The organism is Skermanella sp. TT6, from assembly GCF_016653635.2.
GTDB lineage: Bacteria > Pseudomonadota > Alphaproteobacteria > Azospirillales > Azospirillaceae > Skermanella > Skermanella cutis.
Map to the genome: position 1 here is coordinate 4,942,200 of NZ_CP067420.1, position 25,917 is coordinate 4,968,116.

General features: G+C 68.6%; 26 protein-coding genes. 13 read left to right on the top strand and 13 right to left on the bottom strand.

From position 1 onward, the window contains the following. Positions 1-18: 18 nt before the first annotated feature. The gene (locus IGS68_RS23020; RefSeq protein WP_206379344.1) at positions 19-555 is read right to left on the bottom strand and encodes a hypothetical protein; all 537 of its coding nucleotides are present in this window, start codon (positions 553-555) and stop codon (positions 19-21) included. Between the two features lie 315 nt (positions 556-870). On the opposite strand from IGS68_RS23020, the gene sciP reads away from it, so the two are divergent. The 10 genes from sciP to IGS68_RS23070 all read left to right on the top strand — a co-directional run bounded on the left by sciP (position 871) and on the right by IGS68_RS23070 (position 12,953). Next, positions 871-1,173 carry a CtrA inhibitor SciP gene (gene sciP / locus IGS68_RS23025; RefSeq protein ID WP_158047171.1) on the top strand — a complete coding sequence of 101 codons (303 nt, stop codon included), beginning with the start codon at positions 871-873 and terminating at the stop codon, positions 1,171-1,173. Between the two features lie 298 nt (positions 1,174-1,471). Then, positions 1,472-3,136: a flagellar basal-body MS-ring/collar protein FliF gene (gene fliF / locus IGS68_RS23030; protein ID WP_201074344.1), complete on the top strand. Its 1,665-nt coding sequence runs from the start codon at positions 1,472-1,474 to the stop codon at positions 3,134-3,136. Between the two features lie 88 nt (positions 3,137-3,224). Next, on the top strand, positions 3,225-4,187 hold the full coding sequence (gene fliG / locus IGS68_RS23035; RefSeq protein ID WP_247881418.1) for a flagellar motor switch protein FliG: 963 nt from the start codon (positions 3,225-3,227) through the stop codon (positions 4,185-4,187). 34 nt (positions 4,188-4,221) lie between these two features. Further along, positions 4,222-4,992, top strand: coding sequence for a FliH/SctL family protein (locus tag IGS68_RS23040; protein ID WP_201074346.1), 771 nt, complete (start codon positions 4,222-4,224; stop codon positions 4,990-4,992). 10 nt (positions 4,993-5,002) lie between these two features. After that, positions 5,003-5,326, top strand: a complete 324-nt coding sequence (fliN, locus tag IGS68_RS23045) for a flagellar motor switch protein FliN (RefSeq protein WP_158047175.1) — start codon at positions 5,003-5,005, stop codon at positions 5,324-5,326. A 37-nt stretch (positions 5,327-5,363) separates the two neighbouring features. Next, entirely contained in the window at positions 5,364-6,842 is a 1,479-nt protein-coding gene (locus IGS68_RS23050) for a sigma-54-dependent transcriptional regulator (RefSeq protein WP_201074348.1), read from the top strand. 22 nt (positions 6,843-6,864) lie between these two features. Continuing rightward, on the top strand, positions 6,865-8,976 hold the full coding sequence (flhA, locus tag IGS68_RS23055) for a flagellar biosynthesis protein FlhA (RefSeq protein ID WP_201074351.1): 2,112 nt from the start codon (positions 6,865-6,867) through the stop codon (positions 8,974-8,976). 91 nt (positions 8,977-9,067) lie between these two features. Continuing rightward, complete coding sequence (locus tag IGS68_RS23060) at positions 9,068-10,072, top strand: flagellar biosynthesis protein FlhF (protein ID WP_247881032.1); 1,005 nt, start codon at positions 9,068-9,070, stop codon at positions 10,070-10,072. Beyond that, positions 10,069-10,860: a MinD/ParA family protein gene (locus tag IGS68_RS23065; protein WP_201074354.1), complete on the top strand. Its 792-nt coding sequence runs from the start codon at positions 10,069-10,071 to the stop codon at positions 10,858-10,860. Before IGS68_RS23060 ends, IGS68_RS23065 begins: the two co-directional genes overlap by 4 nt. Next, a complete protein-coding gene (locus tag IGS68_RS23070; RefSeq protein ID WP_201074356.1) occupies positions 10,857-12,953 on the top strand; it encodes a hypothetical protein in 2,097 nt (698 codons plus the stop codon). Before IGS68_RS23065 ends, IGS68_RS23070 begins: the two co-directional genes overlap by 4 nt. On the opposite strand, the gene IGS68_RS23075 is transcribed toward IGS68_RS23070, so the two are convergent. Next, entirely contained in the window at positions 12,950-13,366 is a 417-nt protein-coding gene (locus IGS68_RS23075; RefSeq protein ID WP_201074358.1) for a flagellar FliJ family protein, read from the bottom strand. The genes IGS68_RS23070 and IGS68_RS23075 overlap by 4 nt on opposite strands. Beyond that, complete coding sequence (fliI, locus tag IGS68_RS23080) at positions 13,363-14,694, bottom strand: flagellar protein export ATPase FliI (protein WP_201074360.1); 1,332 nt, start codon at positions 14,692-14,694, stop codon at positions 13,363-13,365. Before fliI ends, IGS68_RS23075 begins: the two co-directional genes overlap by 4 nt. Before the next feature lie 198 nt (positions 14,695-14,892). On the opposite strand from fliI, the gene ctrA reads away from it, so the two are divergent. Continuing rightward, complete coding sequence (gene ctrA, locus IGS68_RS23085; RefSeq protein ID WP_201074362.1) at positions 14,893-15,606, top strand: response regulator transcription factor CtrA; 714 nt, start codon at positions 14,893-14,895, stop codon at positions 15,604-15,606. A gap of 118 nt (positions 15,607-15,724) precedes the next feature. Here the strand turns inward: ctrA and IGS68_RS23090 are convergent, their stop codons facing one another. The 6 genes from IGS68_RS23090 to IGS68_RS23115 form a co-directional block, all read right to left on the bottom strand. Then, on the bottom strand, positions 15,725-16,573 hold the full coding sequence (locus IGS68_RS23090; protein WP_201074364.1) for a CheR family methyltransferase: 849 nt from the start codon (positions 16,571-16,573) through the stop codon (positions 15,725-15,727). Further along, positions 16,570-17,736, bottom strand: coding sequence for a protein-glutamate methylesterase/protein-glutamine glutaminase (locus IGS68_RS23095; protein WP_247881033.1), 1,167 nt, complete (start codon positions 17,734-17,736; stop codon positions 16,570-16,572). Before IGS68_RS23095 ends, IGS68_RS23090 begins: the two co-directional genes overlap by 4 nt. A 13-nt stretch (positions 17,737-17,749) precedes the next feature. Further along, positions 17,750-18,115 carry a response regulator gene (locus IGS68_RS23100; RefSeq protein ID WP_158047184.1) on the bottom strand — a complete coding sequence of 122 codons (366 nt, stop codon included), beginning with the start codon at positions 18,113-18,115 and terminating at the stop codon, positions 17,750-17,752. A gap of 82 nt (positions 18,116-18,197) precedes the next feature. After that, positions 18,198-18,689: a chemotaxis protein CheW gene (locus tag IGS68_RS23105; RefSeq protein WP_158047185.1), complete on the bottom strand. Its 492-nt coding sequence runs from the start codon at positions 18,687-18,689 to the stop codon at positions 18,198-18,200. Continuing rightward, the gene (locus IGS68_RS23110) at positions 18,686-21,418 is read right to left on the bottom strand and encodes a hybrid sensor histidine kinase/response regulator (protein ID WP_201074366.1); all 2,733 of its coding nucleotides are present in this window, start codon (positions 21,416-21,418) and stop codon (positions 18,686-18,688) included. Before IGS68_RS23110 ends, IGS68_RS23105 begins: the two co-directional genes overlap by 4 nt. Positions 21,419-21,704: 286 nt before the next feature. Further along, complete coding sequence (locus tag IGS68_RS23115) at positions 21,705-22,331, bottom strand: histidine phosphotransferase family protein (RefSeq protein WP_201074368.1); 627 nt, start codon at positions 22,329-22,331, stop codon at positions 21,705-21,707. A 117-nt stretch (positions 22,332-22,448) separates the two neighbouring features. Between IGS68_RS23115 and IGS68_RS23120 the strand changes: the two genes are divergently transcribed. Beyond that, positions 22,449-22,640, top strand: coding sequence for a DUF3553 domain-containing protein (locus tag IGS68_RS23120; RefSeq protein ID WP_201074370.1), 192 nt, complete (start codon positions 22,449-22,451; stop codon positions 22,638-22,640). A 140-nt stretch (positions 22,641-22,780) separates the two neighbouring features. Here IGS68_RS23120 and hpxZ read toward each other — a convergent pair whose 3' ends face one another. From hpxZ to IGS68_RS23135, 3 genes are read right to left on the bottom strand one after another with little or no spacing between them, the layout of a single operon-like run. Continuing rightward, positions 22,781-23,158 carry an oxalurate catabolism protein HpxZ gene (gene hpxZ / locus IGS68_RS23125; protein ID WP_201074379.1) on the bottom strand — a complete coding sequence of 126 codons (378 nt, stop codon included), beginning with the start codon at positions 23,156-23,158 and terminating at the stop codon, positions 22,781-22,783. Between the two features lie 5 nt (positions 23,159-23,163). Continuing rightward, on the bottom strand, positions 23,164-24,546 hold the full coding sequence (locus tag IGS68_RS23130) for an AtzE family amidohydrolase (protein WP_201074381.1): 1,383 nt from the start codon (positions 24,544-24,546) through the stop codon (positions 23,164-23,166). After that, positions 24,546-24,746: a DUF4089 domain-containing protein gene (locus IGS68_RS23135; protein WP_201074383.1), complete on the bottom strand. Its 201-nt coding sequence runs from the start codon at positions 24,744-24,746 to the stop codon at positions 24,546-24,548. The genes IGS68_RS23130 and IGS68_RS23135 overlap by 1 nt, the downstream gene beginning before the upstream one ends. A gap of 138 nt (positions 24,747-24,884) precedes the next feature. Between IGS68_RS23135 and IGS68_RS23140 the strand changes: the two genes are divergently transcribed. After that, positions 24,885-25,592 (top strand): GntR family transcriptional regulator, encoded by a 708-nt coding sequence (locus IGS68_RS23140; RefSeq protein WP_201074385.1) that lies wholly within the window; start codon positions 24,885-24,887, stop codon positions 25,590-25,592. Here the strand turns inward: IGS68_RS23140 and IGS68_RS23145 are convergent. Further along, positions 25,589-25,843: a DUF3126 family protein gene (locus IGS68_RS23145; RefSeq protein ID WP_201074386.1), complete on the bottom strand. Its 255-nt coding sequence runs from the start codon at positions 25,841-25,843 to the stop codon at positions 25,589-25,591. The genes IGS68_RS23140 and IGS68_RS23145 overlap by 4 nt on opposite strands. Positions 25,844-25,917 lie beyond the last annotated feature (74 nt).

The following is a 25,917-nucleotide window of genomic DNA, read 5'->3' on the forward strand; positions in this document are numbered from 1 at the left end:
CCGCGGGACCGGGACGGATCAGGCCGAGATCGAGTTCAACGGGGGACGGGCAGCGCCGAACGCGGCCCCGCCTTCCCCGGCTCCAGAACCGGCCAGTCGCGGCGCGGGCGTCGGCACGGCGATGGGAATGGCCGCGCCGATGGGAGCGGGCACGGGAGTCGCGGATGCGTCGGCGCCGGCCTGCCCGGCTTCCGACGGTCCGGCCGCGGGCTGGCCGAAGGCGACCCGGATCGGTTCGCCCTGCCGCGCCGATTTCGTCGCGTCGGCTTGCTCCTGCTCCTTCGACCGCTCGGCGATGGCCCGGTTCCGATAGGCTTCAAGCTGCTTCTCGGAGGGATACTGAACCAGCACCTTGCCGTCGGATCCGTCGCGGTACTGGAGCACGGTGCGCTGCGTCTCGCTGTCGAGACGGACGACCGGGCTGAAGTAGCGGGAGGGTTCCGACGCGGCACCGGCGGTCGGATCGGCTTCCTGCTGAGCCGTCCGCGGAACTGACTGCTGGGCGGGCGCGCGTACCGCCGCCGTTCCCTGCAGTGTGTTTCCGATGGCGTCCATCATAGCTGACCCAATACTGGTGATCCATGTGCATGGTCCCGACTCCTGCGGGAGGAGTCAAGGGATTCTTAACTGGCGGCCGAAGAATCCCTCAAGCGCTATACCTTTTGTTAACATATGACTCGCGAAGAGTGGGAAAGTTAGCCGGCCCACGGACTTATGCACCACCGCTCCGCCCGCGAGTCCCGCCCATCGGGGTAGTCTACCCCTTTGGAGCGACAAGATTTCCGCGAGTTAGCAGTTTTTTAAATTGGCGCTCGGATACTGACGCCCGCTGCCGACGGATGAGTAAGGATTCGCGAGGTAACCTGTCGCATGACAGCTCATAAAGAAGACCCGATGATGGACAGTGTCGTAGACCTGGCCTCGCGGGTAATGACGGAGGCAGATCTTCCGCCACCCGATACCAAGCGCTGGGTCATGAGGCGCAAGGCGGAAGTAGTTGCCGGGGTGCGTTGCGGGTTGATCAGCCTTGAGGAGGCCTGCCGTCGCTACACGCTGTCGGTCGAGGAATTCCTCTCCTGGCAACGGTTGATCGACAGTCACGGGGTGCGCGGGCTGCGGGCGACCCGCCTGCAGGACTACCGCCAGGGCGAGAAGGCGACCCTGGCCGAGTGAGGAGCCGCGCGGGGCCATGTCCGGTCCCGGTCATTCCGCCGTTCGGCCGTCGCGGCCATCCCAGAAGGCGCCCCGCTTTCCACCGGCATCCCGGGGCCGGTTCCCCCTCCCGGAGACCCTCTCCCGCTAGGCAGAATTTGCCGGGCGGGCATCGAAACCGGGTCTTCTTAACCATCCATAAACGAAAATATCGTTACATTTCAGGCGAGTGACGGCCTGGGCCGGCGGCTGCGTCCGCAGTCCGCCGAAGCAACCGGTTTTGTAAGCCGCCATTCCCAAGCCGCCAAGGGCAGCCCGCTTGAACACGCTTCTCCAGACCCTGCGCAATCTCGGCCCGGTACGGCTGGCCGCCATGGGCGTGGTGGCGCTGGGCCTGATCGGCTTCTTCGTCTACCTGATGACCCGCCTGTCCACCCCGGACATGGCCCTGCTCTACAGCGATCTCGACCCCAAGGACGGCGGCGCCATCGTGCGCCAGCTGGAAGAGCAGAAGATCCCCCACCAGGTCAACGCGGAAGGCACCCGGATCATGGTGCCGTCCGATCAGGTCGGACGTCTTCGGATGGTCATGGCGCAGGCCGGGCTGCCGGCCGGCGGCTCGATCGGGTACGAGATCTACGACAAGCCCGAAGGGTTCGGCACCACCAGCTTCGTCCAGGGCATCAACCACCTGCGCGCGACCGAGGGCGAGCTGGCGCGCACCGTCGCCACGCTGGGGCCGATCCAGCAGGCGCGGGTCCATCTGGTTCTGCCCAAGCGCGAGATGTTCAGCCGCAGCCAGCAGGCCGCCACCGCCAGCGTGTTCCTCAAGCTGCGCCCGGGGCAGCAGCTCAAGCGCGAGCAGATCGTCGCGATCCAGCACCTGATCGCGGCCGCCGTGCCCCAGCTCGAACCGAACCAGATCTCGATCGTCGACGACCGCGGCAACCTGCTGGCCCGCGGCATGGGGGCCGGCAGCGAGCAGCTCCTGCAGGCCAGCGCGGACGAGAAGAAGCTGGCCTACGAGCAGCGCACCACCCGGGTGATCGAGGACCTGCTGTCACGCTCCCTGGGCTTCGGCAAGGTCCGCGCCGAGGTGACCGCCGACCTGGACTTCGACCGCATCACCACCAGCTCGGAGATCTTCGATCCCGAGAGCCAGGTCATCCGGTCGACCCAGACGGTCGAGGACAACAATGAATCGACCGACCGGGACGCGCTCGACCCCGTGACCGTCGCGAACAACCTGCCGACCGCCAACTCCAACTCCTCGGAGTCCGCCGCGACCAGCCGCACCAAGGGCGCCCGGACCGAGGAGACGATCAATTACGAGATCAGCAAGACGGTCAAGAGCCACGTCCGCGAATCCGGCCAGGTCCGCCGCCTGTCGGTCGCCGTGCTGGTGGACGGCCTCTATGCGCCGGGCGCGGACGGCACGCCGGTCTACAGCCCCCGCTCCCGGGAGGAGATGGCCCAGATCGAGACGCTGGTGCGCTCCGCCATCGGGTTCGACGCCGTCCGGGGCGACACGGTCGAGGTGATCAACATGCGCTTCGCCACGCCGGACGCGGAGTTCGCCGACGCGGGCGCCACCTTCCTGGGCATGGCGAAGGAGGACCTGTTCCGCATCGCCGAGATGATCGTGCTCGCGATCGTCGCGATCCTGGTGATCCTGCTGGTCATCCGGCCGCTGATGGCCAAGGCCTTCGAGCGGAGCGACGACAGCGCCGCGGAGGAGGAGGCCGAGCGCCTGCTGACCGACCAGACCGCCGCCCAGGCGCAGCTCATGGGACCGGGGGCGCTGGCCCAGGACCTGGCGCTGGAAGACGCCCAGGCCGGCGAGGAGCTGGAGCAGATGATCGACATCAACCGCGTCGAGGGTCGCGTGCGCGCCTCGTCGCTCCGCAAGGTCGGCGAGATCGTGGACAAGCATCCGGAAGAGGCCGTCTCGATCATCCGGAGCTGGCTGTACCAGGAAACCTGATCCGGTGAACGGGGAGAATTGAGCCGTGGCAGCGCTGCGCATCCGTGAAGACTACCGCACCCTGACCGGGCCGGAGAAGGCCGCCATCATGATGCTGGCGCTGGGCGAGGAGCACGCGACCAAGCTGTTCACCCACATGGACGACGAGGAGATCCGCGAGCTGTCGCAGACCATGGCCAACCTGGGCACGGTCAGCGCCAACATCATCGAGCGGCTGTTCGTCGAGTTCGCCGAGCAGATCTCCTCCACCGGGTCGCTGGTCGGCACCTACGAGAGCACCGAACGGCTGCTCATGAAGGTGCTGGACAGCGAGAAGGTCAACCAGATCATGGAGGATATCCGTGGTCCGGCCGGCCGCACCATGTGGGACAAGCTGGCGAACGTGAACGAGACGGTGCTCGCCAACTACCTGAAGAACGAGTACCCGCAGACCGTCGCCGTGGTGCTGTCCAAGATCAAGGGCGAGCACGCGGCCCGCGTCCTGGCCCAGCTGCCGGAAAGCTTCGCCATGGAAGTGGTGATGCGCATGCTGCGCATGGAATCGGTCCAGAAGGAGGTTCTCGACGACGTCGAGCGCACGCTGCGCACCGAGTTCATGTCGAACCTGGCCCGCACCAGCCGGCGCGACGCCCACGAGATGATGGCCGAGATCTTCAACAACCTGGACCGCAACACCGAGAGCCGGTTCCTGGCGGCCCTGGAGGAGCGGAACCGCGACAGCGCCGAGCGCATCAAGGCGCTGATGTTCACCTTCGAGGACCTGTCCAAGCTCGACCCCTCCGGCGTCCAGACCCTGCTGCGCGTCGTCGACAAGCCCAAGCTGGGTCTCGCCCTCAAGGGCTCGTCGGAAACGCTGCGCGACCTGTTCTTCACCAATATGTCGGAACGCGCGGCCAAGATCATGCGCGAGGACATGGCGGCCATGGGACCGGTGCGCCTGCGCGACGTGGACGAAGCCCAGATGTACATGGTCCAGGTCGCCAAGGACCTGGCCGCGCGCGGCGAGATCGTCATGGCCGAGGGCAAGGGCGAAGACGAGCTGATCTATTAGGCCCGGCCGGAACCACGGAGATCAGGCCCCGACCATGTCATCGACCCGCAAGTTCCTGTTCGACACCGAGTTCGACGTGGACGTCGCGCGCCGGCGCGAGGAACGCCTCGCCGCCGAGTCCGTCGCGGCGAAGCCGCCGCCTCCGGAACCGGAGGAGCCGCCCCCGCCGCCCGAGCCGGTGTTCAAGTCGGCCGACCTGCTCCAGGCGCACGAGGACGGCTACGCCGACGGGTTCGCCAACGGCAAGGCGCAGGCCGAGGCGGCGGCGAACGCCCGGATCGCCGCCACGCTGGATCGCCTGGCCGACCAGATCGAGTACATCGTGCAGAGCGCCGCCGAGAGCGCCGCGCGCCAGCGCGAGGGCGTGATCGAGATCGGCGCCGCGATCGCCCGAAAGCTGCTGCCCGACTTCGCCCGCCGGCAGGGCACGGCGGAGATCGAATCCATGATCGCCGCCTGCGTCGGCGACCTGATCGACGAGCCCCGGCTGGTGATCCGGCTGGCCGACGCCGACCTGGACGCGCTGTCCGAACGGATCGACGCGATCACCACCCGGCGCGGCTTCGCCGGCAAGGTCGTCCTGCTGGCGGAACCGACGGTCGCTCCCGGAGACTGCCGGATCGAGTGGGCCGACGGCGGGGCGGAGCGCGACAGCGCCCGCCTGTGGCAGGACATCGACAGGGCCGCGGCCCGACTGCTCGACCCCGGCCTGCATCCGGCGGGCGCGAACCATGGCCCGGCACACGCCCCCGGCCAGTCCGCCCCTTTCCCGGCGGCAGCGCCGTCCACCGTAATCGACAGCTAGGAGAGGCCCGATGGCCAGCAAGGACAGCTTTTCGCTCGACGAACTCGACGGCGGCTCCCGCGACGTCGCCGAATTCGACAGCCATGCGGCCAAGGACCTGGAGGCGATCTACGACATCCCGGTCCAGATCTCCGCGGTGCTGGGGAAGGCGACCATGCAGGTCAGCCAGCTCCTCAAGCTCGGCCGCGGCGCCGTCGTGGAGCTCGACCGGAAGGTCGGCGAGGCGATCGACATCTATGTCAACAACCGCCTGGTGGCGCGCGGCGAGGTGGTGGTCGTGGAAGACCGGCTGGGCGTCACCATGACCGAAATCATCAAGTCCGACCGGTCTTGAGCGCTTCGGCCGGAACGGTTTCTGGGGGATACGGGTCATGCGACTGCTGATCGTCGGCACGCTGGAAGGCTACATCACCGCGGCGGGCAGGATCGCCCACGAGCGGGGCGCCAAGGTCGCCTACACGGACGGCATCGACAAGGCCATGAACGCGTTGCGCGGCGGCCAGGGCGCCGATCTGGTGATGATAGACGTCAAGTTCGACATAGCGCGCCTGATCGACGCGCTGAAGCTGGAACGCATCACGGTTCCGGTCATCGCCTGCGGCATCGGCACGGACGCCCAGGCGGCGGTCCGGGCCATCCGGGCCGGCGCCCAGGAATACATCCCGCTGCCGCCCGACGCGGAGCTGATCGCCGCCGTGCTGGAGGCGGTGGTCCAGGAAAGCCACGCGATCGTCAGCCGCGACCCCGCCATGGGATCGGTGCTGCGCATGGCCGACCAGATCGCGCCCAGCGACGCCTCCGTCCTGATCACCGGCGAGAACGGCACCGGCAAGGAGCTGATGGCCCGCTACATCCACCGCAAGAGCCGGCGGGCCGACAAGGTCTTCGTCGCGGTCAACTGCGCCGCGATCCCCGAGAACCTGCTGGAATCGGAGCTGTTCGGCCACGAGAAGGGAGCCTTCACCGGGGCGCTCGCGCGCCGCGTCGGCAAGTTCGAGGAGGCCAACGGCGGCACCCTGCTGCTGGACGAGATCAGCGAGATGGACATCCGGCTGCAGGCCAAGCTGCTGCGCGCGATCCAGGAGCGGGAGATCGACCGGGTCGGCGGCAGCCACCCCGTCAAGGTGGACATCCGGGTCCTGGCGACCTCGAACCGCCGCCTGGAGGAGGAGGCCCGCGCCGGCCGTTTCCGGGAGGACCTTTACTTCCGCCTCAATGTGGTCAACCTGCGCCTGCCGCCGCTGCGCGACCGCCCGGCGGACATCGTCGCCCTGGCGGCCCATTTCGCGAAGAAGTACGCGGAGCAGAACGGCATGCCGGAGAAGCAGCCGACCCCCGCGGCGCTCGACGTGCTGAAGTCCCACCACTGGCGCGGCAACGTGCGCGAGCTGGAGAACACCATGCACCGGGCGGTGCTGCTCTCCCGCGGGAAGGACATCGACACCGACGCGATCCTCCTGACGGACCCCGCCCCGGCGCCCGCCCCCGCTCCGTCCCCGGCTCCGATCCACGCCCCGGCGGAGGCCGCGCCGGCCGCACTGGCGGCCGCCCGCGCGGCGGCCGGCTATGCCGCCTATGGCGGCGGCCGGATCATGGCGCCGCCCCCGGCCAGTCCGCCGCCGGCCGCGTCCACGCTCCCCGGCAGCCTGACCGGCCTGGTCGGCCGGACCGTCGCCGACGTCGAGCGCGACCTGATCATCGACACGCTTCACCACTGCCTGGGCAACCGCACCCATGCTGCGACGATCCTCGGCATCTCGATCCGCACGCTGCGCAACAAGCTGAAGCAGTACAGCGAGGAAGGCGTTGCCGTCCCGCCGCCGGGCGACATGGAAAGGGCAAGCCTGTGAGGCACCGGCATAGGGCGACGCCATGACGGACCAGACCACCGGCGGCGGCTTCAACGCGGGCGACCTGTTCCAGACCGCCAAGTCCATGATCCTGCGCGGCGACATCGCGCTCGCGATCGGGCTGGTCATGATCCTGGTGGTCATGATCCTGCCGATGCCGTCGTTCCTGCTCGACATGTTCCTGGCCCTGTCCATGACCATGTCGGTGCTGATCCTGATGACCGTGCTGTTCATCCAGAAGCCGCTGGAGATCAGCTCGTTCCCGACCATCCTGCTGATCACCACCCTGCTCCGCCTGGCGCTGAACCTCGCCTCGACGCGCCTGATCCTGTCCCACGGCCACGAGGGGCCGGACGCCGCCGGCGCGGTGATCGAGGCCTTCGCCGGCTTCGTGATGGGCGGCAACTTCGTGATCGGCGTGATCGTCTTCGCGATCCTGACGATCGTCAACTTCGTCGTCATCACCAAGGGTTCGGGCCGCATCGCCGAGGTGGCGGCCCGCTTCACCCTGGACGCGATGCCCGGCAAGCAGATGGCGATCGACGCCGACCTGTCCGCCGGCATGATCGACGAGCCGGAGGCCCGCAAGCGCCGCAAGGAGCTGGAGGACGAGAGCGCGTTCTTCGGCTCGATGGACGGCGCGTCCAAGTTCGTCCGCGGCGACGCCACCGCCGGCCTGATGATCACCTTCATCAACGTGATCGCGGGCATGATCATCGGCATCGCCCAGAACGACATGCCGTTCATGGAGGCGGCCGACACCTATACCCGGCTGACCATCGGCGACGGCTTGGTGTCGCAGATCCCGGCGCTGATCATCTCGGTCGCGGCGGGCCTGCTGGTGTCTAAGGCGGGCGTCTCGGGATCGGCCGACAAGGCCCTGTTCGGCCAGCTCAGCAACTATCCCACGGCGCTCGGGCTGTCGTCCGCCATGCTGATGATGCTCGGCATGCTGCCGGGCATGCCCTTCGTCCCCTTCATGGCGCTGGCCGGCGCCACCGGCGCCGCGGCCTGGTACCTGCCGAGGATGCGGGAGAGGAAGTCCAAGGAACTGGCCGAGGAGGCCATGGAGCAGGTCGCCCCGGCGCCGATCGCCGACGAGCCGATCTCGACCGCGCTGTCCATCGACTCGGTCCGGCTGGAACTGGGCTACGCGTTGCTGACGCTGATCAACACGGCGAACGAGGGTTTCCGCCTGACCGACCAGATCAAGGGCCTGCGCCGCCAGCTCGCGGCGGAGGTCGGGTTCGTGCTGCCGTCCGTCCGGATCCAGGACAATCTGCAATTGCCGCCGAACACCTATGTGGTGCGGATCAAGGAGATCGAGTCGGGGCGCGGCGACATCCGGCCGAACATGCTTCTGGTGATGGACCCGCGCGGCGAGGCGATCTCCCTGCCCGGCGAGCCGACGGTCGAGCCGACCTTCGGCCTGCCCGCCATGTGGATCGAGCAGAACTACCGCGAGGAGGCGCTGTTCAAGGGCCTGACCGTGGTCGACGCCTGCACGGTCATCACCACGCACCTGACCGAGGTGATCAAGGACAACATGCCCGACCTGCTGTCCTATGCCGAGACCCAGAAGCTGCTGGACGAGATCGGGCGCGAGAGCCAGAAGCTGGTGGCGGACGTCATCCCGGCGCAGATCACCATGGGCGGGCTGCAGCGCGTGCTCCAGAACCTGCTGGGCGAGCGGGTGTCGATCCGCGACCTCGCCACCATCCTGGAAGGCGTCTCGGAGGCGTGCGGCTTCACCCGCAACATCACCGCCATCACCGAGCACGTCCGGACCCGGCTCGCCCGCCAGATCTCGGAATCGAACAGCAACGAGGCCGGCTTCATCCCGCTGATCACCCTGTCGCCGGAATGGGAGCAGGCCTTCGCCGAATCGATCGTCGGCGACGGCGACGACCGTCAACTTTCGATGGCGCCGTCCCGCCTTCAGCAATTCATCACCAATGTGCGGCAGACTTTCGAGCGTCACGCCATGATGGGCGAGACGCCGGTGCTGCTCACCAGCCCCGGCGTCCGGCCCTATGTGCGGTCGATCATCGAACGGTTCCGGCCGGCGACCACGGTCATGTCGCAGAACGAGATCCACCCCAAGGCCAAGATCCGGACCCTTGGGCAGATCTGATGGCGGGGACGAGGGAAAGCCAAGGCCGGCGCGAACCAGCCGGGATTGAAAGGTGACGTAGGTGCGGCTGAAGAGCTTTCATGCTCCGACCATGGTTGAAGCGATGCGGCTCGTCCGCGACGCGTTGGGCGACGATGCCATCATCGTCGCGACGCGCGAGGAGGAGGGTGGCGTCCGCCTGACCGCCGCGATCGACGACGCGGAACAGCCGCTGCTGCCGCCGCCTTCCAGCCACGAGCCTGAACAGGAGCCGACCGCCTATGGCCATGGCGGCCGATCCTGGCGGCGCGAGCCGGAAATCGACATCGTCGACCTGATCTCCGACACGCTGACCCGCCACGGAACCCCCGCGGGCATCTGCGACCGCCTGCTCAACACCATCGCGACCTACGACACCGGCGATCCGGTGGAAGCGCTGAGCGGCGCCCTGGACAGCATCTTCACCTTCCAGCCGCTGCCCCACGGCCGCGCGCCCCGCCCCTTCATGCTGATCGGGCCGCCGGGAGCCGGCAAGACGCTGACCGTCGCCAAGCTGGCCGCCCGGGCCACCCTGGGTGGCCGCAAGGTCGGCGTCATCACCACCGACACGGTGAGGGCCGGCGGCGTCGACCAGCTCGCCGCCTTCACCAAGCTTCTGAAACTGAAGCTGCTGGCGGTCGAGGACACCGACTCCCTGGCCGACGCGCTCGGCGTCCAGCGCGGGGTCGAGCAGGTGCTGATCGACAGCGCCGGCCGGAACCCGTTCGACCCGGACGACATGAACGACCTCGGCGACCTGCTGAACGCCGCCGACCTGGAACCGGTGCTGGTGCTGCCGGCCGGATGCGACGCGGCAGAAGCTGCCGAGGTAGGATCTGCCTTCCGCGAACTGGGAGCGCGCCGCCTGCTGCTCACCCGGCTCGACATGACCCGGCGGCTGGGCAGCCTGCTCGCCATCGCGTACGAGGCGCGCCTGAGCTTTTCCGACATCAGCGCCACCCCGCAGGTCGCCGAGGGGCTGAGCGCGCTCGATGCCGAGTCTCTGGCACGCCTCTTGCTCCCCTCCAGCGTCCAGCATGCGACACGATCCGCCAAGCAAACGGGAACTTTCTCATGACCGAAGCATCCTCGGTTTTCCCCGCCAACATCACCCCGCTGCGTGGCCACAACGTCGTCGCCGTGGCGAGCGGAAAGGGCGGCGTCGGCAAGACCTGGTTCTCCATCACCCTGACCCACGCCCTGACCAAGCTGGGCCGGCGCTCCCTGCTGTTCGACGGCGACCTGGGTCTGGCGAACGTGGACATCCAGCTCGGGCTGATGCCCAAGCGCGACCTGGGATCGGTGGTCGAGCGCCGCATGTCGCTCCAGACCGCGGCCGAGCGGTTCGAGGACGGCGGGTTCGACATCATCGCGGGCCGCTCCGGTTCCGGCAACCTGGCCAACCTGACGGTCCAGCGGCTGAACGAGCTGCGTGCCGACCTGCTGGAGGTCGCCCGGAACTACGACGCCGTCGTGATCGACCTGGGCGCCGGCGTGGACCGCACCGTCCGCCAGCTGTCCGGCCCCGCCGGGATCACGCTGGTGGTGACGACCGACGAGCCGACCTCGCTGACCGACGCCTATGCCTTCATCAAGGTCACCCACGCCGCCAACCCGAACGCCGACCTGCGGGTGGTGGTGAACATGGCGAGCAGCGTGCGCGAGGGCGAGCGCACCTATGTGACGATCCTGAAGGCCTGCCAGAACTTCCTGAAATTCTCGCCGCCGCTGGCCGGCATCATCCGCCGCGACCAGAAGGTCCGGGACGCGATCCGCAACCAGGTGCCGCTGCTGATGCGCTCGCCCAGCTCCGACGCGGCCTCCGACGTGCGCAACCTGGCGGCAAAGCTGTTCACCGTGCCATGACCGGAACGGTGCCGCCCGCGGTCGCCGCGACCCCCGCGGGCGCGGCCGGCACCGGAGCCGGAGCCGCGGCGTCCATGGCGACTCCGCCGCCGCAGCCGGCCGGCGAGGCGACGCTGGAAAAGCTGCCGGAAAAACTGAAGAACCTGATACGGACCATCGTGCTGTCCGGGACGGTGGTCGAACAGACGGCCGACGGCGGCGTCAAGGTGCGCACCCAGGCGGGCGACGTGAGCCTGAAGACCCCCATCCCGCTGCTGCCGGACCGCCCGGTCTCGCTCCGGATCCCGCCGGGCAACCCGCCCCTGAAGGCGTTGGTCTTCATGCTCGGCCCGCCGGCCGCCCAGGCGCCGCCCCCGCCGCCGGCCCAAGTGCCGCAGCAAGTGCCGCAGCATGCCGCGCCGGCACCGTCCGCAACACCGCACGCAGCATCGCCCGCAGTATCTCCCCAGGTGCCGAAGGCATCGCCGCCGCCCGCCGCGGCGGGCGTCAACCAGCCCCCAGGGGCGAATGCCGCCGCACCGGCGCAGGTGCCTGCGCCGCAGGTCCGCGTGGGAACGGTGATCCCGGCGATGGTCGTCTCCTCCAGCCCTCCTCCGCTTCCGCCTCCCCTACCGGCAGCGGCGCCGACCCTGCCCGCCGCCCCTCCCGTGCCGACACGGACGGCGGCCCTGTCCGCCCCGCCCCCTCTCCCGACGCCGGCTGTCCCGGCACAGGCTGCCCCGAGGCAGGCTATCCCGGCGATGCCCGCGCCGGCCCTGGGCGCTCCCGCCCCGGTGCAGGGCGCTCCCGCCCCGGCCATGCCGGGTGCGCTGCAGGCACCCGCTCCGGCGGGGTCAGCCGCCGCGCAAACGCCATCGGCCAATCCGCCGGTTCCGCAGGCTCCGCCGTCCGGGACGGCACCGGGTCCGGTCCAGCAGGCGCCCGCCCCCGGAAGGCCCGCCCACCCGGGTCCGGCGCCGCAGGCTTCCGCCCAGCCTGCCGTGACCATGTCCCCGCCGGTTCCGCCGGGTTCGCCCCCGGCCCCGCAGGCGACATCCCCGGCCCTCCCTCAGACCCCGCCGCCGACTCCGGAAGGGTTTCGCCAGCCGGCGCAGCCCCTTCCGATGCCCCTCCTGAAATCGGGCACGCCGGTGGAGGTCCGGGTCATCGCGCTGCCGACGCAGCCTCAACCGGCCACGCCGGCCGCCACGCCGGCCCCGGCAACCACGCCGCCTCCGGTCCAGCCGCCACTTCCGCAGGGCGGTGCCGCGACCCTGCCGGCGACCGTGGCGGGCACGACCAATACCGGGCAACCGATCCTGACCACCGAGCGCGGCGTCCTGGTGCTGAACACGCGCGTCCCGCTGCCGCCCGGGACGCAGGTCGCCGTCAGCCTGCCCGCCCCTCCGCCCGCCGCCGAGCAGCCGTTCGACGCCCTTCGGGGGCGGGACTGGCCGGCGCTCCAGGACGCTCTCGACGTCCTTGCCAGGACCGATCCCGCGGGCGCCCGTACCCTTGCCAACGCGATCCTGCCCCAGGTCAACCCGCGGCTTGCCGCGACGCTGCTGGCCTTCGCGGGCCATGTGAAGAAGGGCGACGCCCGGAGCTGGCTGGGCGAGCCGGCCGCTCAGGCGCTGGAATCGCTCGGGCGCCGCGAATTGGTCGAGAAGCTGGGGGAGGACTTCAAGCAACTCGCGCAGCAGGCGTCGGAGCCCCTCCCCGGGGATTGGCGCGCCTATTCGATCCCGTTCTCCGACGGCACGGAGTTCAGCCGGATCAACCTTTATGTCAGGCACCCGGATGCCGAGGAGGTGGACGAGGATGGCGAGAACGCGGCCGGAAGCTCCGCCCGGGCCAACCGGTTCCTGATCGACCTGACTCTCAGCCGGCTGGGCGAGCTGCAATTGGACGGGCTGGTGCGCCACCGGCGCTTCGACCTGATCCTCCGCACCCACCTGCCCCTGCCGCCGGAGATGCGCCGGGAGATCGGCCGGATCTTCCACGACTCGGTGGAGGCGCTCGGGATGACGGGGGGCGTGTCGTTCCAGGCGGGTACCCAGGGATGGGTCGCGGTCCAGCCCGGCTGCGCCGGAAGCGTCGGCTTCAGCGCCTAGCGCCGGCGCATGAAGCCGCTGAGCGCCACCTCGTCCAGGGCGGCGTCCTCGCGCTGCTTGCGCTTGGCCTGGTCGCGCTTGTCGCGGCCCTCCTGCGCCAGTTCGTAGCGCTTCAGTTCCTGGAAGGCTTCCGCCATCTCCTCGGTCGCCTCGGCGATCTGCGCCTGGACCTGGGCGATGGACTGCGCCAGGCGCTTGCGCCGCTCGATCGACAGCTTGGCGAAGTTGCCGTAGCCGAACCCGGCTTCCGGCGAGGCGCGGGCGATCTCCTGCTCCGCCGCGATCTCCGCTTCCAGGCGCCCGGCGTCGTCGGCCAGCTTGTCGGCCAGGGTCTGGAGTTCGGCCAGGGCCCGGCGCTTCTCGTCGAGGCGCCACTTGTGGAGGCGGATCAGTGTGTGCAGGCCGCTGCTCATGGCCAGGGTTCACCCAGGATCTCGGCAAGCTGGGCATACCCCGTCGCCATGTCGGTACGCTCGCGCTTGCCCTGTTTCAGGAAGGCCTCGATGGCCGGATTGTACTCGATCGCCTCGTCCACCAGCGGATCGCTGCCCCGGCGATAGGCGCCGAGCCGGATCATCTCCGCCATGTCGTTGTAGGCCGACAGCAGCCGCCGCGCCCGGCCGACCAGCGCGTTCTCCCGGTCGGTGTTGCAGCCCGGCATGGTGCGCGAGACGCTGCGCAGGATGTTGATGGCGGGATAGCGGCCGCGCTCGCCGATGGCGCGCTCCATCACGATGTGGCCGTCCAGGATGCCGCGCACGGCGTCGGCGATCGGTTCGTTGTGGTCGTCGCCGTCCACCAGCACGGTGAACAGGCCGGTGATGTTGCCCTCCCCCACGCCGGGGCCGGCCCGCTCCAGCAGGCGCGGCAGTTCGGCGAAGGTGGTCGGCGGATAGCCCTTGGTGGTCGGCGGCTCGCCGGCGGACAGCCCGATCTCGCGCTGGGCCATGGCGAACCGCGTGACGCTGTCCATCATGCACATCACGTTCTTGCCCCGGTCGCGGAAATACTCCGCGATCGACATGGTCATGTAGGCCGACTGCCGCCGCATCAGCGGCGCCTCGTCCGAGGTCGCGACGACGACGACGCTGCGCGCCATGCCGTCCTCCCCCAGGTCCTCGGTGATGAATTCCTGCACCTCGCGGCCGCGCTCGCCGATCAGGCCGATCACGTTGACGTCGACCGACATGTAGCGCGCCAGCATCGACATCAGGACCGACTTGCCGACGCCGGAGCCGGCGAAGATGCCCATGCGCTGGCCGCGGCAGCAGGACAGGAAGGTGTTCATGGCGCGCACGCCGAGGTCGATCTTCTCGCCGACGCGGCGGCGGGAGTGGGCGGGGGGCGGGTTGTTGCGGATCGGGATGCCGACCTTGCCGTTCAGCAGCGGACCCTTGCCGTCGATCGGCTCGCCCAGGGCGTTGACCACGCGGCCCAGCCAGCTCTCGTCGGGGAACACTTCCGGCCCGCCTTCGGTGACTTCCGCCTTGCAGCCGAGTCCGATTCCGTCCAAGCCGCCCAGCGGCATCAGGAGCGCCCGCCCCTGCCGGAACCCGACCACCTCGCAGGGGACCCGCCGCCCGGCCCGCGCGACGATCGTGCAGCGTCCGCCGATCGACAACAGGCGCTCCACGCCGCCTACCTCCACAAGTAAGCCCAGCACGGCCGTTACGCGCCCAAAGTAGCGATACTCTGGTATGCGTTCAATTTCGTTAATAAAGTGGCTTTGCTGGAGGCGCACGATGTGAGATATCTATACGTGTATTAACCGTGTTGGCGGATGATTCGTCGGCAAATGCAGCGAAAGCGAAGATATGCAGGAATGATTAACTTTCTGTAAACTTTGCTAACGGTAGCATTAAGCTGAATCGTCTGTTAATATGTGTATCATCTGGTTCGGCAGGGTTGTGTTCCTGCCCATCAACGTCGGGATGTCGCCATGAGGGTTCTGCTGGTCGAAGACGACTCCTCGGTCGCCAAGAGTATTGAATTGATGCTGCATTCCGAGGGCTTCATCGTCGATTCCACCGATCTCGGTGAGGATGGGCTGGAGATCGGAAAGCTGTATGACTACGATATCATCATCCTGGACCTGATGTTGCCGGACATCGACGGCTACGAGGTCCTGCGCCGTCTGCGGTCCGCCCGGGTGACCACGCCGATCCTGATCCTGTCCGGCCTGTCGGAGCTGGACCACAAGATCAAGGGACTGGGCGTCGGCGCCGACGACTACCTGACCAAGCCTTTCGACAAGCGCGAGCTGATCGCCCGCATCCAGGCCATCGTCCGCCGCAGCAAGGGACATTCCGACAGCGTGATCCGGACCGGCCGCCTGACGGTCAACCTGGACACCCGCACCGTGGAGGTGGACGGCCAGCCGCTGCACCTGACCGGCAAGGAATACGGCATCCTGGAACTGCTGAGCCTGCGCAAGGGGACCACGCTGACCAAGGAGATGTTCCTGAACCATCTCTACGGCGGCATGGACGAGCCGGAGCTGAAGATCATCGACGTGTTCGTCTGCAAGCTGCGCAAGAAGCTCGCCCAATCGACCAACGGCGACAACTATATCGAGACGGTGTGGGGCCGCGGCTACGTGCTGCGCGATCCACAGGAAGAGGCGGTATCCCAGAAGGCCCAGGCGGCGGGGTGACGAACCCCGCCGCATCGGCGTCTCCACCAACAAGATCCTGGCCGCGGATGAACGGCGATGGAATCGGATACCTGGCCGGTATCCGATTCCATCGCCGTTTTTGCCTTCCGGGTCCGCGTCAGCCCGCCACGGCCCGCGCAGCCGGCGCGCCGGCGGGCTGGTTCATCACGTAGAGCCCGCGCTGATTGTCCATCGGCTTGAACCGCTCGGTGATGCCCAGGACGGTCTCGGCGCCGCCCAGATAGAGCACGCCGTCGGCCGGCATCAGCTTGGCGATGCTGTCCAGTACCTTGCCCTTGGTCGGCTGGTCGAAATAGATCAGCACGTTGCGGCAGAACACGACGTCGAACTGGCCGAGCGGGGTCAGGTCGGTCAGCAGGTTGTACTCCCGGAAGGAGACCATCTGCCGAATCTTGTCGTTGAGCTGCCACTTGTCGCCGATCTGCTTGAAGTACTTGACCAGATGGGTGATCGGCAGGCCGCGCTGGACCTCGAACTGAGTGTAGATGCCGGCCTTGGCCTTCTCGACCATCTCCGACGAGAGGTCGGTGCCGATGATCTCGAACCGCCACCCGTCGAGCCTGGCCCCCTCGTCCAGCAGCAGCATCGCCAGGGAATAGGCCTCCTGACCGCTGGAGCACGCGGCCGACCAGATCCGGATCGAGCGGCGCGCCCCGCGGCTGGCCAGCATCATCGGCAGGACCACGTTGCGGAACTGGTCGAACGGCTTCTGGTCCCGGTAGAAGGACGACTCGTTGGTCGTCATCGCCTCCGTGATGTCGCGCAGCAGCGCCTCCTCGCGGCGGGTGCGGATGGCTGCGGCCAGCTCGTCGAGGCCCTTCATGTTCCACTTGCGCGCGACCGGCATAAGCCGCGACTCGAGCAGGTAGGCCTTGTCGCGGGACAGGACGAGGCCCGAGCGCTGCTTCAGCAGGGTGCTGAACATGTCGAAGTCTTCGACCTTCATGCTGCGGTCCTCAAAGCAATCTTGCGGATGTAGGGTCCGATTTCACGGAGCGGCAGGACGGCGCTGCACAGGCCTGCCGTGGATACTGCGCCCGGCATGCCCCAGACCACGCTCGACGGCTCGTCCTGGGCGATCACGATGCCTCCGGCCGCCACCAGCTCGGTGCAGCCGCGCATGCCGTCCTGGCCCATTCCGGTCAGGATGATGGCGAAGGCGCGGCGTCCGTAGATCTTGGCGATGGTGCGCATCATCGGGTCCACCGCCGGGCGGCAGAAATTCTCCGGCGGGTCCTTGTTGACCGACAGCACCGTCCCGGTGCCCCGGGTCGCCAGGGTCATGTGGAAATCGCCCGGCGCCAGGTATATGCGTCCGCCGACCAGCGGTTCGCCGTCCTTGGCCTCCGCGCAGGCGATGCCGCACTGGCGGGTGATGTGCTCGGCCAGGATCGTGGTGAAGGTGGCCGGCATGTGCTGGGTGATCAGGATCGGCTGGCGGATCCCGCCCTTCAGGTGGGACAAGACCTCGAACAATGCCTGCGGTCCGCCGGTCGAGCTGCCGATCGCGATGATGTCCGGCGGCGTCACGACCGCGGGCATCGGGCGGAGCACCACGGCGGCGGGGTCCATCGAGCGCGGACGCGGCAGCGGCGCCAGGGGAGCCGCCACCCGCTCGTTCCGCAGGCTCGGCCGGTTGCGCGACCCGGCGCGCCGGGCAGAGGCGGCCAGCGCCTTGACCTTGCCGACCAGCTCCCGCTTGAAGCTGTCCGCCGCCCCCAGTTCGCGGGTCGAGGACGGCTTGGTGACGTAGTCGGCCGCCCCGGACTGGAGCGCCTTCATGCTGACCTCCGCCCCCCGCAGGGTCAGCGTGGAGGCCATGATGATCTTCACCGCCGGATCGATCGCGACCAGCTTGGGGATCGCGGTCAGCCCGTCCATCACGGGCATCTCGATGTCGAGGACGATCACGTCGATGCTCTGGCGGGTCAGGGCGTTGATGGCCATCTGGCCGTCGCCGACCGAAGCCACGACCCGCAGCTCGGGGTCGCCCTCCAATGCGCGGGACAGCAGGCCGCGGATCACGGCGCTGTCGTCGACCACCATCACCCGGTGGGGGTCGTCCGCGACCGCTGCGGCACCAGCGGGTTTGCCCGGAATATCGCTCATGCTCCTCCGGGCCTCAGATCAGGCCGACCTGGGCGAACTTGGTCTGGATGATGTCGCTGTCGAAGGGCTTCATGATGTACTCGTTGGCCCCGGCGCTCAGCGCCTCCTGGATGTGGGCCAGGTCGTTCTCGGTCGTGCAGAACACCACCTTCGGGGCGTCGCCGCCCGACATCTTGCGCAGCCGCCGCAGGAACTCGATGCCGGTCATGACCGGCATGTTCCAGTCCAGCAGGATCGCGTTCGGCATCTCCCTGGCGCAGGCTTCCATCGCCTGGCGCCCGTCCTCGGCCTCCGAGCAGGTGAAATGCAGTTCCTCCAGGATCTTCCGGGCCACCTTGCGGACAACGCGGCTGTCATCGACGACAAGACAGGATTTCATTAGGGAGACCTCGGCTAGGGCGCTTGTTTCCGGGGCGCGGGGCGGGACCGGGCGGATCGGCGATCCGCCCGGTCCCTGCCGCCTACACCGCCTCCAGATTGGCGAAGTTCAGCAGCCGGGACACGTCCAGCACCACCAGCAGCGTCCCGTTCAGTCGATAGATGCCGGTGGACAGTTCGCGCCACCGGACATCGAGCGTCGACGGGTTGCGTTCGAAGTCGTCGGACGACAGGCTCAGCACCTCGCCGACGCCGTCGACCATCAGGCTGTACAGCTCGCCGCGCAGGTCCACGACGATGCTCATGCCCGGCTTTTCCTTGGGCCGGGCTGGCAGGCCGAGGCGCAGCCGGACGTCGATCGCGGTGACGATACGTCCCCGCAGGTTCAGCGAACCGGCCACCTCGGGCGGCGCCAGCGGGATGCGGGTGATGCGCTGGTGACCGAGAACGTCCTGGACCTGCAGCACGGGGATCCCGAACAGCTGGTCCGCGATCATCATGGTCACGAAGTCTTCGTTCGCGTTGACCGAGAAGTCGTCGTACTTGGTCTTCTTGGCCGGCAGGTTGGCACTCATGCGGCACCTTTGGTCTCGGAGAGGGTCTGCGACAGGGTGAACAGCAGGGCGTCACGGTCGAACTTCGCCACATAGTCGGTGAAGCCGGCCTGACGGCCGCGGTCCAGGTCGCGCGGCGACGCGTGGCTGCTGAGCGCCACCAGGGGGGTCGTGTTCCAGCGGGTGTCCTTGCGGATCATCTGGGCGAACTCGAACCCGCTCATGCCGGGCATCTCGATGTCGCTGACGATCACGTCGAAGTTCTCGCCCGCCTCGCACAGGTTCAGGGCCTCGTCGGCGCTCTCCACCGTGGTCACCTGATAGCCCGCCACCGTCAGCAGCGGGGTCAGCAGGTTGCGGAAGAACGGGCTGTCGTCGACCAGGAGCACCTTGTGGGCCTTCTCCTCCTCGTAGGCATCCCGCGCCGAGGAGCCGAACCAGTCCTTGTAGGCCTGGGTCAGGAAGAAGCCGGCGTCGATCAGGTCGGTCGCCTTGCCCGCGATGATCGCGCTGCCCATCATGCCCGGCCGGTCGGCGGCCAGCTCGACCTGCAGGCGATCCTCGACGATGTCGACGATCTCGTCCACGATCAGGCCCATGGAGCGGTCGCCGTCGGCGAACACCAGCACCGGCTGGCGGCCTTCGCGCTTCATCTCCCAGCCGCTGTCGATCGGGACCAGGGGCATGAGCTTGCCGCGGTACTGGACCACCGGCATGCCGTTGCTGAGCTCGACCGCGCTGAGATCGACGTCTTCCAGGCGGGCGACCAGCGAGAGCGGGACCGCCTTGGGGCTGACGCCGCCGGCGCGGAACAGCAGCAGGGCGATCTTGTCGTCCTGGCGGGTGGCGTGGGCCACCGCGGTGTCGGTCGCGGCGGCGTCGCCGACCGCCATCTCGCCGGACGACGCGGCGATGCCGTTCGGGTCCAGGATCATGATCACGCTGCCGTCGCCCAGGATCGTGTTGCCCGAGAACATCTCGATGTGGCGCAGGATCGGGGCGACCGGCTTGACGACGATTTCCTCGGTGTCGAACACGCGGTCGACGATGATGCCGAAGGTGTAGGTGCCGACCTGGGTCACGACGATGAAGGTCTCGGTGTCGTCATGGGCCGGGCCGTCCAGCCGCAGCAGGCGCTGCAGGGACACCAGCGGCAGCAGGCGGTTGCGCAGGCGCAGCACCGGCGTGCCGTTGATCCGCTCGATCGTGTGCTCGCTGTCGGCGGCGGCGCGGACCAGCTCGACCACGCTGATCTGCGGGATGGCGAACCGCTCGGTCGCGCACTCGACGATCAGGGCCGAGACGATCGCCAGGGTCAGCGGGATCTTGATGATGAAGGAGGACCCGCGGCCGTAGGTCGACTTCATCTCGATCGTGCCGCCGATCTTCTCGATGTTGGTCTTGACCACGTCCATGCCGACGCCGCGCCCGGAGACGCTGGTGACCTTCTGGGCGGTCGAGAAGCCCGGCTTCATGATGAAGGCCTGGATCTGGCTGTCAGACATGGCGGCCAGCTCGGCCTCGGTCGCCAGGCCGTTCTGGATCGCCTTCTGCTTGATCCGGTCGATGTTGAGGCCACGGCCGTCGTCCGTGATCTCGATGATGATGTGGCCGCCCTCGTGGTAGGCGTTCAGCGTGACGCGGCCGGTCTCGCTCTTGCCCGCGCGCAGCCGCTCGACCGGCGTCTCCAGCCCGTGGTCGGCGGAGTTGCGCACCATGTGGGTCAGCGGATCCTTGATCAGCTCCAGCACCTGGCGGTCCAGCTCGGTGTCGGCGCCCAGCATCTGCAGGTCGATCTTCTTGCCCAGTTCATGGGCCAGGTCGCGCACCAGGCGGGGCAGCTTTGCCCAGGCGTTGCCGATCGGCTGCATGCGCGTCTTCATGACGCCTTCCTGCAGCTCCGACGTCACGTGGTTGAGCCGCTGGAGCGGGGCCGCGAACTCGCTGTCCTTCTGGCTGCGCAGGATCTGGAGGAGCTGGTTGCGGGTCAGCACCAGTTCCGAGACCATGGTCATCAGGTTTTCCAGCAGGTCGACGTTGACCCGGATGGTCTGGGCCGCGACGGCCGATTCCTTGCTGCCGGCGTCGCGCGTCTCGTCGGCGGTGAAGCCGGCGCCGGTCGGCGCGTGGGCGGCGGGGGCCGGGGCCGCGACCGGGGCGGACTCGTGGACCACCAGCTCCTTCGCGGCGGCGACCGGCACTTCCGGCTCCGGCGCGCGGGCCGGGGCGGCGGGGACCTGGGGCGCCGGCACGGAGGGAGCGGGCGCCGATGCCGCCACGGGTACCGGCGGAGGCTCGGGCGCGGCGGGGATCGCGGCGACGGGTTCCGGAGCGGGCGGCGGGGCGGGCGCCGCGGCCGCGGCGGGGACGTCGCGGCCTTCGGCGATCGCGTTGAGGCGCGCGATCAGGTCGCTGTCGTCACCCGGGGGCTCGGCCTCGGTCGCTTCCAGGACCGACAGGATGAGCTTGATGGTGTCCAGCGATTCGAGGATCGCCGAGACCGCCTGGGGCGATACCGACAGCTCGCCGTCGCGGAACTTGCCGAGAACGTTCTCCGAAGCGTGGGCGACGTGCTCCAGGCGGGGAAGGCCGAGGAAGCCGCAGGTCCCCTTGATCGTATGGACCAGCCGGAAAATGTTGCTGAGCAGTTCGGGGTTGTTCGGGTTTTGCTCGAGCCGGACCAGCTCGACGTCGAGAACCGAGAGGTTCTCGGACGTCTCGGTCAGGAATTCGCTGAGCAGATCATCCATGACGATATTTCCCACGCCGTTTTTGGGCTTGCCGCTTTGCCATTCGGGCCCAAGAATGCACGACGCCACGCCGGCAGGCGTTCACTCCGGGACCATTCAAGCCTGCCAAACACTGATTAAGAGTACCTTACTTTCGAGTTTACGAAAAAGTTCTAATTCAAGAGATATAGACAAGGCAAGCTATTGCCACCGCCCTCGGCGGGTAGCAATAGACACGTTTTCTAGAAAAAAGGGAAACGCCCCGGGGAACCCGGCGCGGCAGGGCTCCCGATCCTGTCCGGATCCGTCAGATATTCAATCTCAGGACGAAACGCTCGGGTCCGTCCGGCTCGCCGGAAGCGCGCATTCCGTAATGTTCCGCGAAGCGCCCGGTTGCGTACGCGTGGACCGTACGCGGGGTCAGGGAGTCGATGTCGGCGCTGCCGGACAGCGCCTGCAGCGTCTCCGGCCGCAGCCCGGCGGAGCGGCCGGCCGCGATGACGACGGGGTCGCCGCCCGGTCCCGGCTCGACGGTGATCCGGCCGCCGTGGGCAAGCGCCTCCTCGCCCAGGATGACGAGGTTGAGCAGCACCTTGCCGGCGCCCTGGGGCATCGGCGCTCCCTGACCCAGGCGCCCCGGCTGCCACTCCAGCTTGTGCTTGGTCCCGGCGAAATAGCCCTCGGCCGCCTGGACGACATCGGCCATTCCGGAAGTCTCGCCGGCGGCGCCGTAGGCGAGGCGCAGGAGCTGAAGCCGGCGGGATGCCTGATCGGCGCTGTGCGCGATCAGCCCGATGGCTTCGTCGGCCATGTCGGAGCCCATCTCCTCGATCAGTTCGACGCCGTTGTTGATGGCGCCGACGGGGCTCACGAGTTCATGGCACAGGCGGGAGCACAGCAGCTCGACCACGCGGATATCCAGGTTGGTCCTCATCTCATCCCATCGGTGGCTGGAGCGATTCCTGATGTCACCCGTTGAGTCTATCATGGTACGGAATGGTTACGGCTGGAAGAAATCCTTTTCGACGCCCGATGCGCATCAGGACCGGACATGAGCGACCCGACGATGGTTCCCGGCGCCCTGGTGCGCCATCCCGCCCAGCCCGACTGGGGGCTGGGCCAGATCCAGTCGGCCATCGGCCACCGGGTCACGGTCAATTTCGAGCATGCCGGCAAGGTGCTGATCAATGCCGCCGTCGTCTCGCTGGAGGTCGTGGATCCCGACGACGGCGACCTGCATTGACCTGACCCGGCGTGCCGGAGCGGTACCCGATCAGCCGCACCGTGTTGCGCCATGGGCGCAACCTACGGTTCGATGCAGGCCGATACCCGTAGGTTGCGCCCATGGTTCAGCGCAGCGGATCGACCTGATCGGGCACGGCTCTAGCCGCCGATCAGGCTGACATGGGCGGCGACCACCCGCCAGCCCTCCGGGGTGCGCATCCAGGTCTGGCTCTGCCGCCCGGTACGCGGGTTGCCCTCGCGGCGGAACTCGGTGTTCGCCGTCGCGAAGTCGCGCCCGTAGGTCGTGATCACCGTGTTGAACAGCGCGCGCGCCAGCCCGGCCGACGGGCGGGCGGCGCGGAACGCCGAAATCGCGCCGTAACCGTACAGGTTCTCCGCGACGCCGTAGCGCAGGGTGTGCGGGCTGTCCCAGAACAGCTCGTCCAGCACGGCGACGTCGTTGGTCACCAGCGCCGTCTCGTACCGCTCGAACGCGGCGGTGACCTCCGCCAGGGTCCCGGGGTCGTTGATCTCCATGGCCGTCATCTTTCCCAGCTGGTTTCGCCGCGCGCCACCGGCGCCTGGCAGACCCCCTTGGCCTCCAGGTCCGCCGCGACCCGGAGCGCCAAGTCCTCCCGTCCCGGCGCCGCCACCACCTGGACCCCGATCGGCAATCCGCCGGGCCGCCGCACCGGGACCGCCACGACGGGCAGCCCGATCAGCGACAGCGGCTGGGTGAAGATGCCGATGTTCGGCCGCACCAGCATCTCCACCCCGTCCAGCACCATGGTCTGCTGCCCGATCGGCGGCGCCGTGCAGGGCGTGGCGGGAGCCAGCAGGATGTCGACGCGCGAGAACAGCTCCATCACCCGGTCATGGTACCAGCGGCGGAAGCGCTGCGCCTGGAGATACCACGGGACCGGCACCATGGCGCCGGCCATCAGCCGGTCGCGGGTCGCCGGATCGAAGTCGGCCGCCCGGGTCCGCAGGCGGTCCAGGTGCAGGCTGCCGCCCTCGGCGGCGGTGATGACATAGGCCGCGGCCCGCGCCCGCGCCGCCTCGGGCACCACGACCGTGTCCCGGGCCCCCAGCGCCTCTGCGACCGTCGCCACCGCCTCGAACGCCACCGGGTCGCCGCCGCGCGCGAAGTAGTCTCCGGCGACGGCGATCCGCAGCCCCTCCGCTCCCTGTCCCAGCACGGGAGACACGGGGGTGCCGGCCCCCGGTTCCCGCATCGCGTCGTAGGCCGCGGCGAGGTCCGCCGCCGAGCGTCCCAGCGGCCCCAGATGGTCGAGGCTGAAGCAGAACGGGAAGGTTCCCTCGCGGCTCAGCCGGCCGAAGGTGGGCTTCAGCCCGAACAGCCCGCAGAACGAGGACGGCACCCGGATCGACCCGTTGGTGTCGGACCCCAGCGCCAGCGGAACGAACCCGGCCGCGACGGCGGTTCCCGACCCGCCCGACGAGCCGCCGGACATCCGCGCCGGATCGTGTGGGTTGCGCGACGGGCCGTGATGGCTGTTCTCCCCCGTGAAGTCGTAGGCGTACTCGCCCATGTTCAGGGCACCGACCAGCACGGCCCCGGCGTCGTTGAGGCGCCGGACCAGTTCGGCGTCCGTCCCGGCCGGCGCATGACCGGCATTGATCTTCGAGCCCGCCAGGGTCGGCAGCCCCTTGACGTCGAACAGGTTCTTCACCGCGAACGGGACCCCGGCGAGCGGGCCGGGATCGCCGCCCGAGCGGACCCGGGCGTCCACGGCGGCGGCCTCGTCGAGCGCGCGTTCCGCGGTGACCGCGGTGAAGGCCCCGAGATGCGCGTCCAGCGCCCCGATCCGGAACAGGGCGGCGCGCGCGATCTCGACCGCGCTGACCGATCCGGCCTTCACCGCCGAGGCGATCTCCAGCGCGCCGCTGGCATGGTCGATCATCAGGACTGCTCCCCGGGCCGGAAGGCGGGCGCCAGCTCGACCATGTCGGGCAGCGGGAACTCCGTGACCAGCCGGGCTATCTCGGCGGTGCGGGCCATGTTCGCGACGACGCCGGGACGGTGGTCCGGGTCGATCGCCAGTCCCAGCGCCGCCGCCATGCGATCCACATGACGCTCGGCATCGAAAGTATTATCGGGCATGGTCCTTCCCCTTTGCTAAGGTCTTGGCCGTTCTCGACGCAACCGGCATGCCAATGGCAAAGGCTACGGAATTATTGGCCGAAACGGACGGCCCTGCATAAATGTTGTGCGGGCCAAAGGGGGATCGGGTGACCGGGCGTGAGTGAGCGGAGAATCGAATTGAGGCGGACGCGGTCGGACGAGATCCGCGAGGCGATCGCCGACGACATCATGTCCGGGCGGATCTTTCCCGGCGTCCGCCTGGACGAGCAGGAGCTGGCCGATCGCTTCGGCGTGTCCCGCACGCCGGTCCGGGAAGCGCTGAAGCAGCTTTCCGCCACCGGCCTGATCGTCCTGCGCGCCCACAAGGGCGCCGTCGTCACCCCGATCACCAACGGCGGCCTGTCGGAGCTGTTCGAAGGGCTGGCGGAGCTGGAGGCCGCGTGCAGCAGGCTGGCGGCGGAGAAGATGAGCGGCGCCGAGCGGCGCGCGCTCGAATCGGTCCATCGGGAGGTCGGCGACCTGGTCCGTCGCGGCGATCCGGACGAGTATCACCTGGCCAACATCCGCTTCCACGACATGATTTACCAGGGCAGCCACAATGGTTTCCTGGCCGAGACCACCGTGGCGCTGCGCCGGCGGCTGTCGCCGTTCTCGCGCGCGCAGTTCCGCAACCTGGGCCGCATGGCCCGCTCCTTCGCCGAGCACGACCAGATCGTCACGGCGATCGTGCGGGGCGACGGGGACGCGGCCTTCCGGGCGATGCGCGCCCACTTGGCGACGGTCGAACACGCGTTCGAGGATTATCTGGCCGAGGCGGGCCGGGCGGCCAGGACGATGGCGGCCACTCGGCGCCGGGCGCCTTAGCGGGTCGGCTTGCCCTTGCCGCCGGCCGGGACGGCGCTGGCCGGGGGCAGGTCCTCGGACAGGATGGTGATGTGCAGGTCGTAGGACACCTCGCCCTCGTCCTCGTCCCTGTGCACCACACCGATGAACTCGTCGCCGATCAGCATTTCGATCGGCGCGCCGCGCTTGGGCGGAGGGACGATGGTGATCCGGTCGTTCCCGAAGGTCCGGCGGAGATAATCCTGGACCCTGGCGATTTCGTTGGGCGTCATCACACTCTCGACAGGCTGTTGCGGCGTCATTCCCCGATCCTGGTGCCGCGGTTCGATTGACAACATCGGGCCGA

Bases quoted from the DNA above. Each gene is read 5' to 3' on its own strand.
- IGS68_RS23070 (WP_201074356.1), top strand. From the start codon at position 10,857: ATGACCGGAACGGTGCCGCCCGCGGTCGCCGCGACCCCCGCGGGCGCG.
- ctrA (WP_201074362.1), top strand. From the start codon at position 14,893: ATGAGGGTTCTGCTGGTCGAAGACGACTCCTCGGTCGCCAAGAGTATT.
- IGS68_RS23060 (WP_247881032.1), top strand. From the start codon at position 9,068: ATGGTTGAAGCGATGCGGCTCGTCCGCGACGCGTTGGGCGACGATGCC.
- hpxZ (WP_201074379.1), bottom strand. From the start codon at position 23,158: ATGGAGATCAACGACCCCGGGACCCTGGCGGAGGTCACCGCCGCGTTC.
- IGS68_RS23135 (WP_201074383.1), bottom strand. From the start codon at position 24,746: ATGCCCGATAATACTTTCGATGCCGAGCGTCATGTGGATCGCATGGCG.
- IGS68_RS23105 (WP_158047185.1), bottom strand. From the start codon at position 18,689: ATGAGTGCCAACCTGCCGGCCAAGAAGACCAAGTACGACGACTTCTCG.
- IGS68_RS23130 (WP_201074381.1), bottom strand. From the start codon at position 24,546: ATGATCGACCATGCCAGCGGCGCGCTGGAGATCGCCTCGGCGGTGAAG.
- fliG (WP_247881418.1), top strand. From the start codon at position 3,225: ATGATGCTGGCGCTGGGCGAGGAGCACGCGACCAAGCTGTTCACCCAC.
- IGS68_RS23040 (WP_201074346.1), top strand. From the start codon at position 4,222: ATGTCATCGACCCGCAAGTTCCTGTTCGACACCGAGTTCGACGTGGAC.
- fliN (WP_158047175.1), top strand. From the start codon at position 5,003: ATGGCCAGCAAGGACAGCTTTTCGCTCGACGAACTCGACGGCGGCTCC.
- IGS68_RS23095 (WP_247881033.1), bottom strand. From the start codon at position 17,736: ATGAGCGATATTCCGGGCAAACCCGCTGGTGCCGCAGCGGTCGCGGAC.
- IGS68_RS23065 (WP_201074354.1), top strand. From the start codon at position 10,069: ATGACCGAAGCATCCTCGGTTTTCCCCGCCAACATCACCCCGCTGCGT.
- IGS68_RS23075 (WP_201074358.1), bottom strand. From the start codon at position 13,366: ATGAGCAGCGGCCTGCACACACTGATCCGCCTCCACAAGTGGCGCCTC.
- flhA (WP_201074351.1), top strand. From the start codon at position 6,865: ATGACGGACCAGACCACCGGCGGCGGCTTCAACGCGGGCGACCTGTTC.
- IGS68_RS23020 (WP_206379344.1), bottom strand. From the start codon at position 555: ATGGACGCCATCGGAAACACACTGCAGGGAACGGCGGCGGTACGCGCG.
- sciP (WP_158047171.1), top strand. From the start codon at position 871: ATGACAGCTCATAAAGAAGACCCGATGATGGACAGTGTCGTAGACCTG.
- IGS68_RS23100 (WP_158047184.1), bottom strand. From the start codon at position 18,115: ATGAAATCCTGTCTTGTCGTCGATGACAGCCGCGTTGTCCGCAAGGTG.
- IGS68_RS23090 (WP_201074364.1), bottom strand. From the start codon at position 16,573: ATGAAGGTCGAAGACTTCGACATGTTCAGCACCCTGCTGAAGCAGCGC.
- IGS68_RS23145 (WP_201074386.1), bottom strand. From the start codon at position 25,843: ATGACGCCCAACGAAATCGCCAGGGTCCAGGATTATCTCCGCCGGACC.
- IGS68_RS23120 (WP_201074370.1), top strand. From the start codon at position 22,449: ATGAGCGACCCGACGATGGTTCCCGGCGCCCTGGTGCGCCATCCCGCC.
- IGS68_RS23050 (WP_201074348.1), top strand. From the start codon at position 5,364: ATGCGACTGCTGATCGTCGGCACGCTGGAAGGCTACATCACCGCGGCG.
- IGS68_RS23115 (WP_201074368.1), bottom strand. From the start codon at position 22,331: ATGAGGACCAACCTGGATATCCGCGTGGTCGAGCTGCTGTGCTCCCGC.
- IGS68_RS23110 (WP_201074366.1), bottom strand. From the start codon at position 21,418: ATGGATGATCTGCTCAGCGAATTCCTGACCGAGACGTCCGAGAACCTC.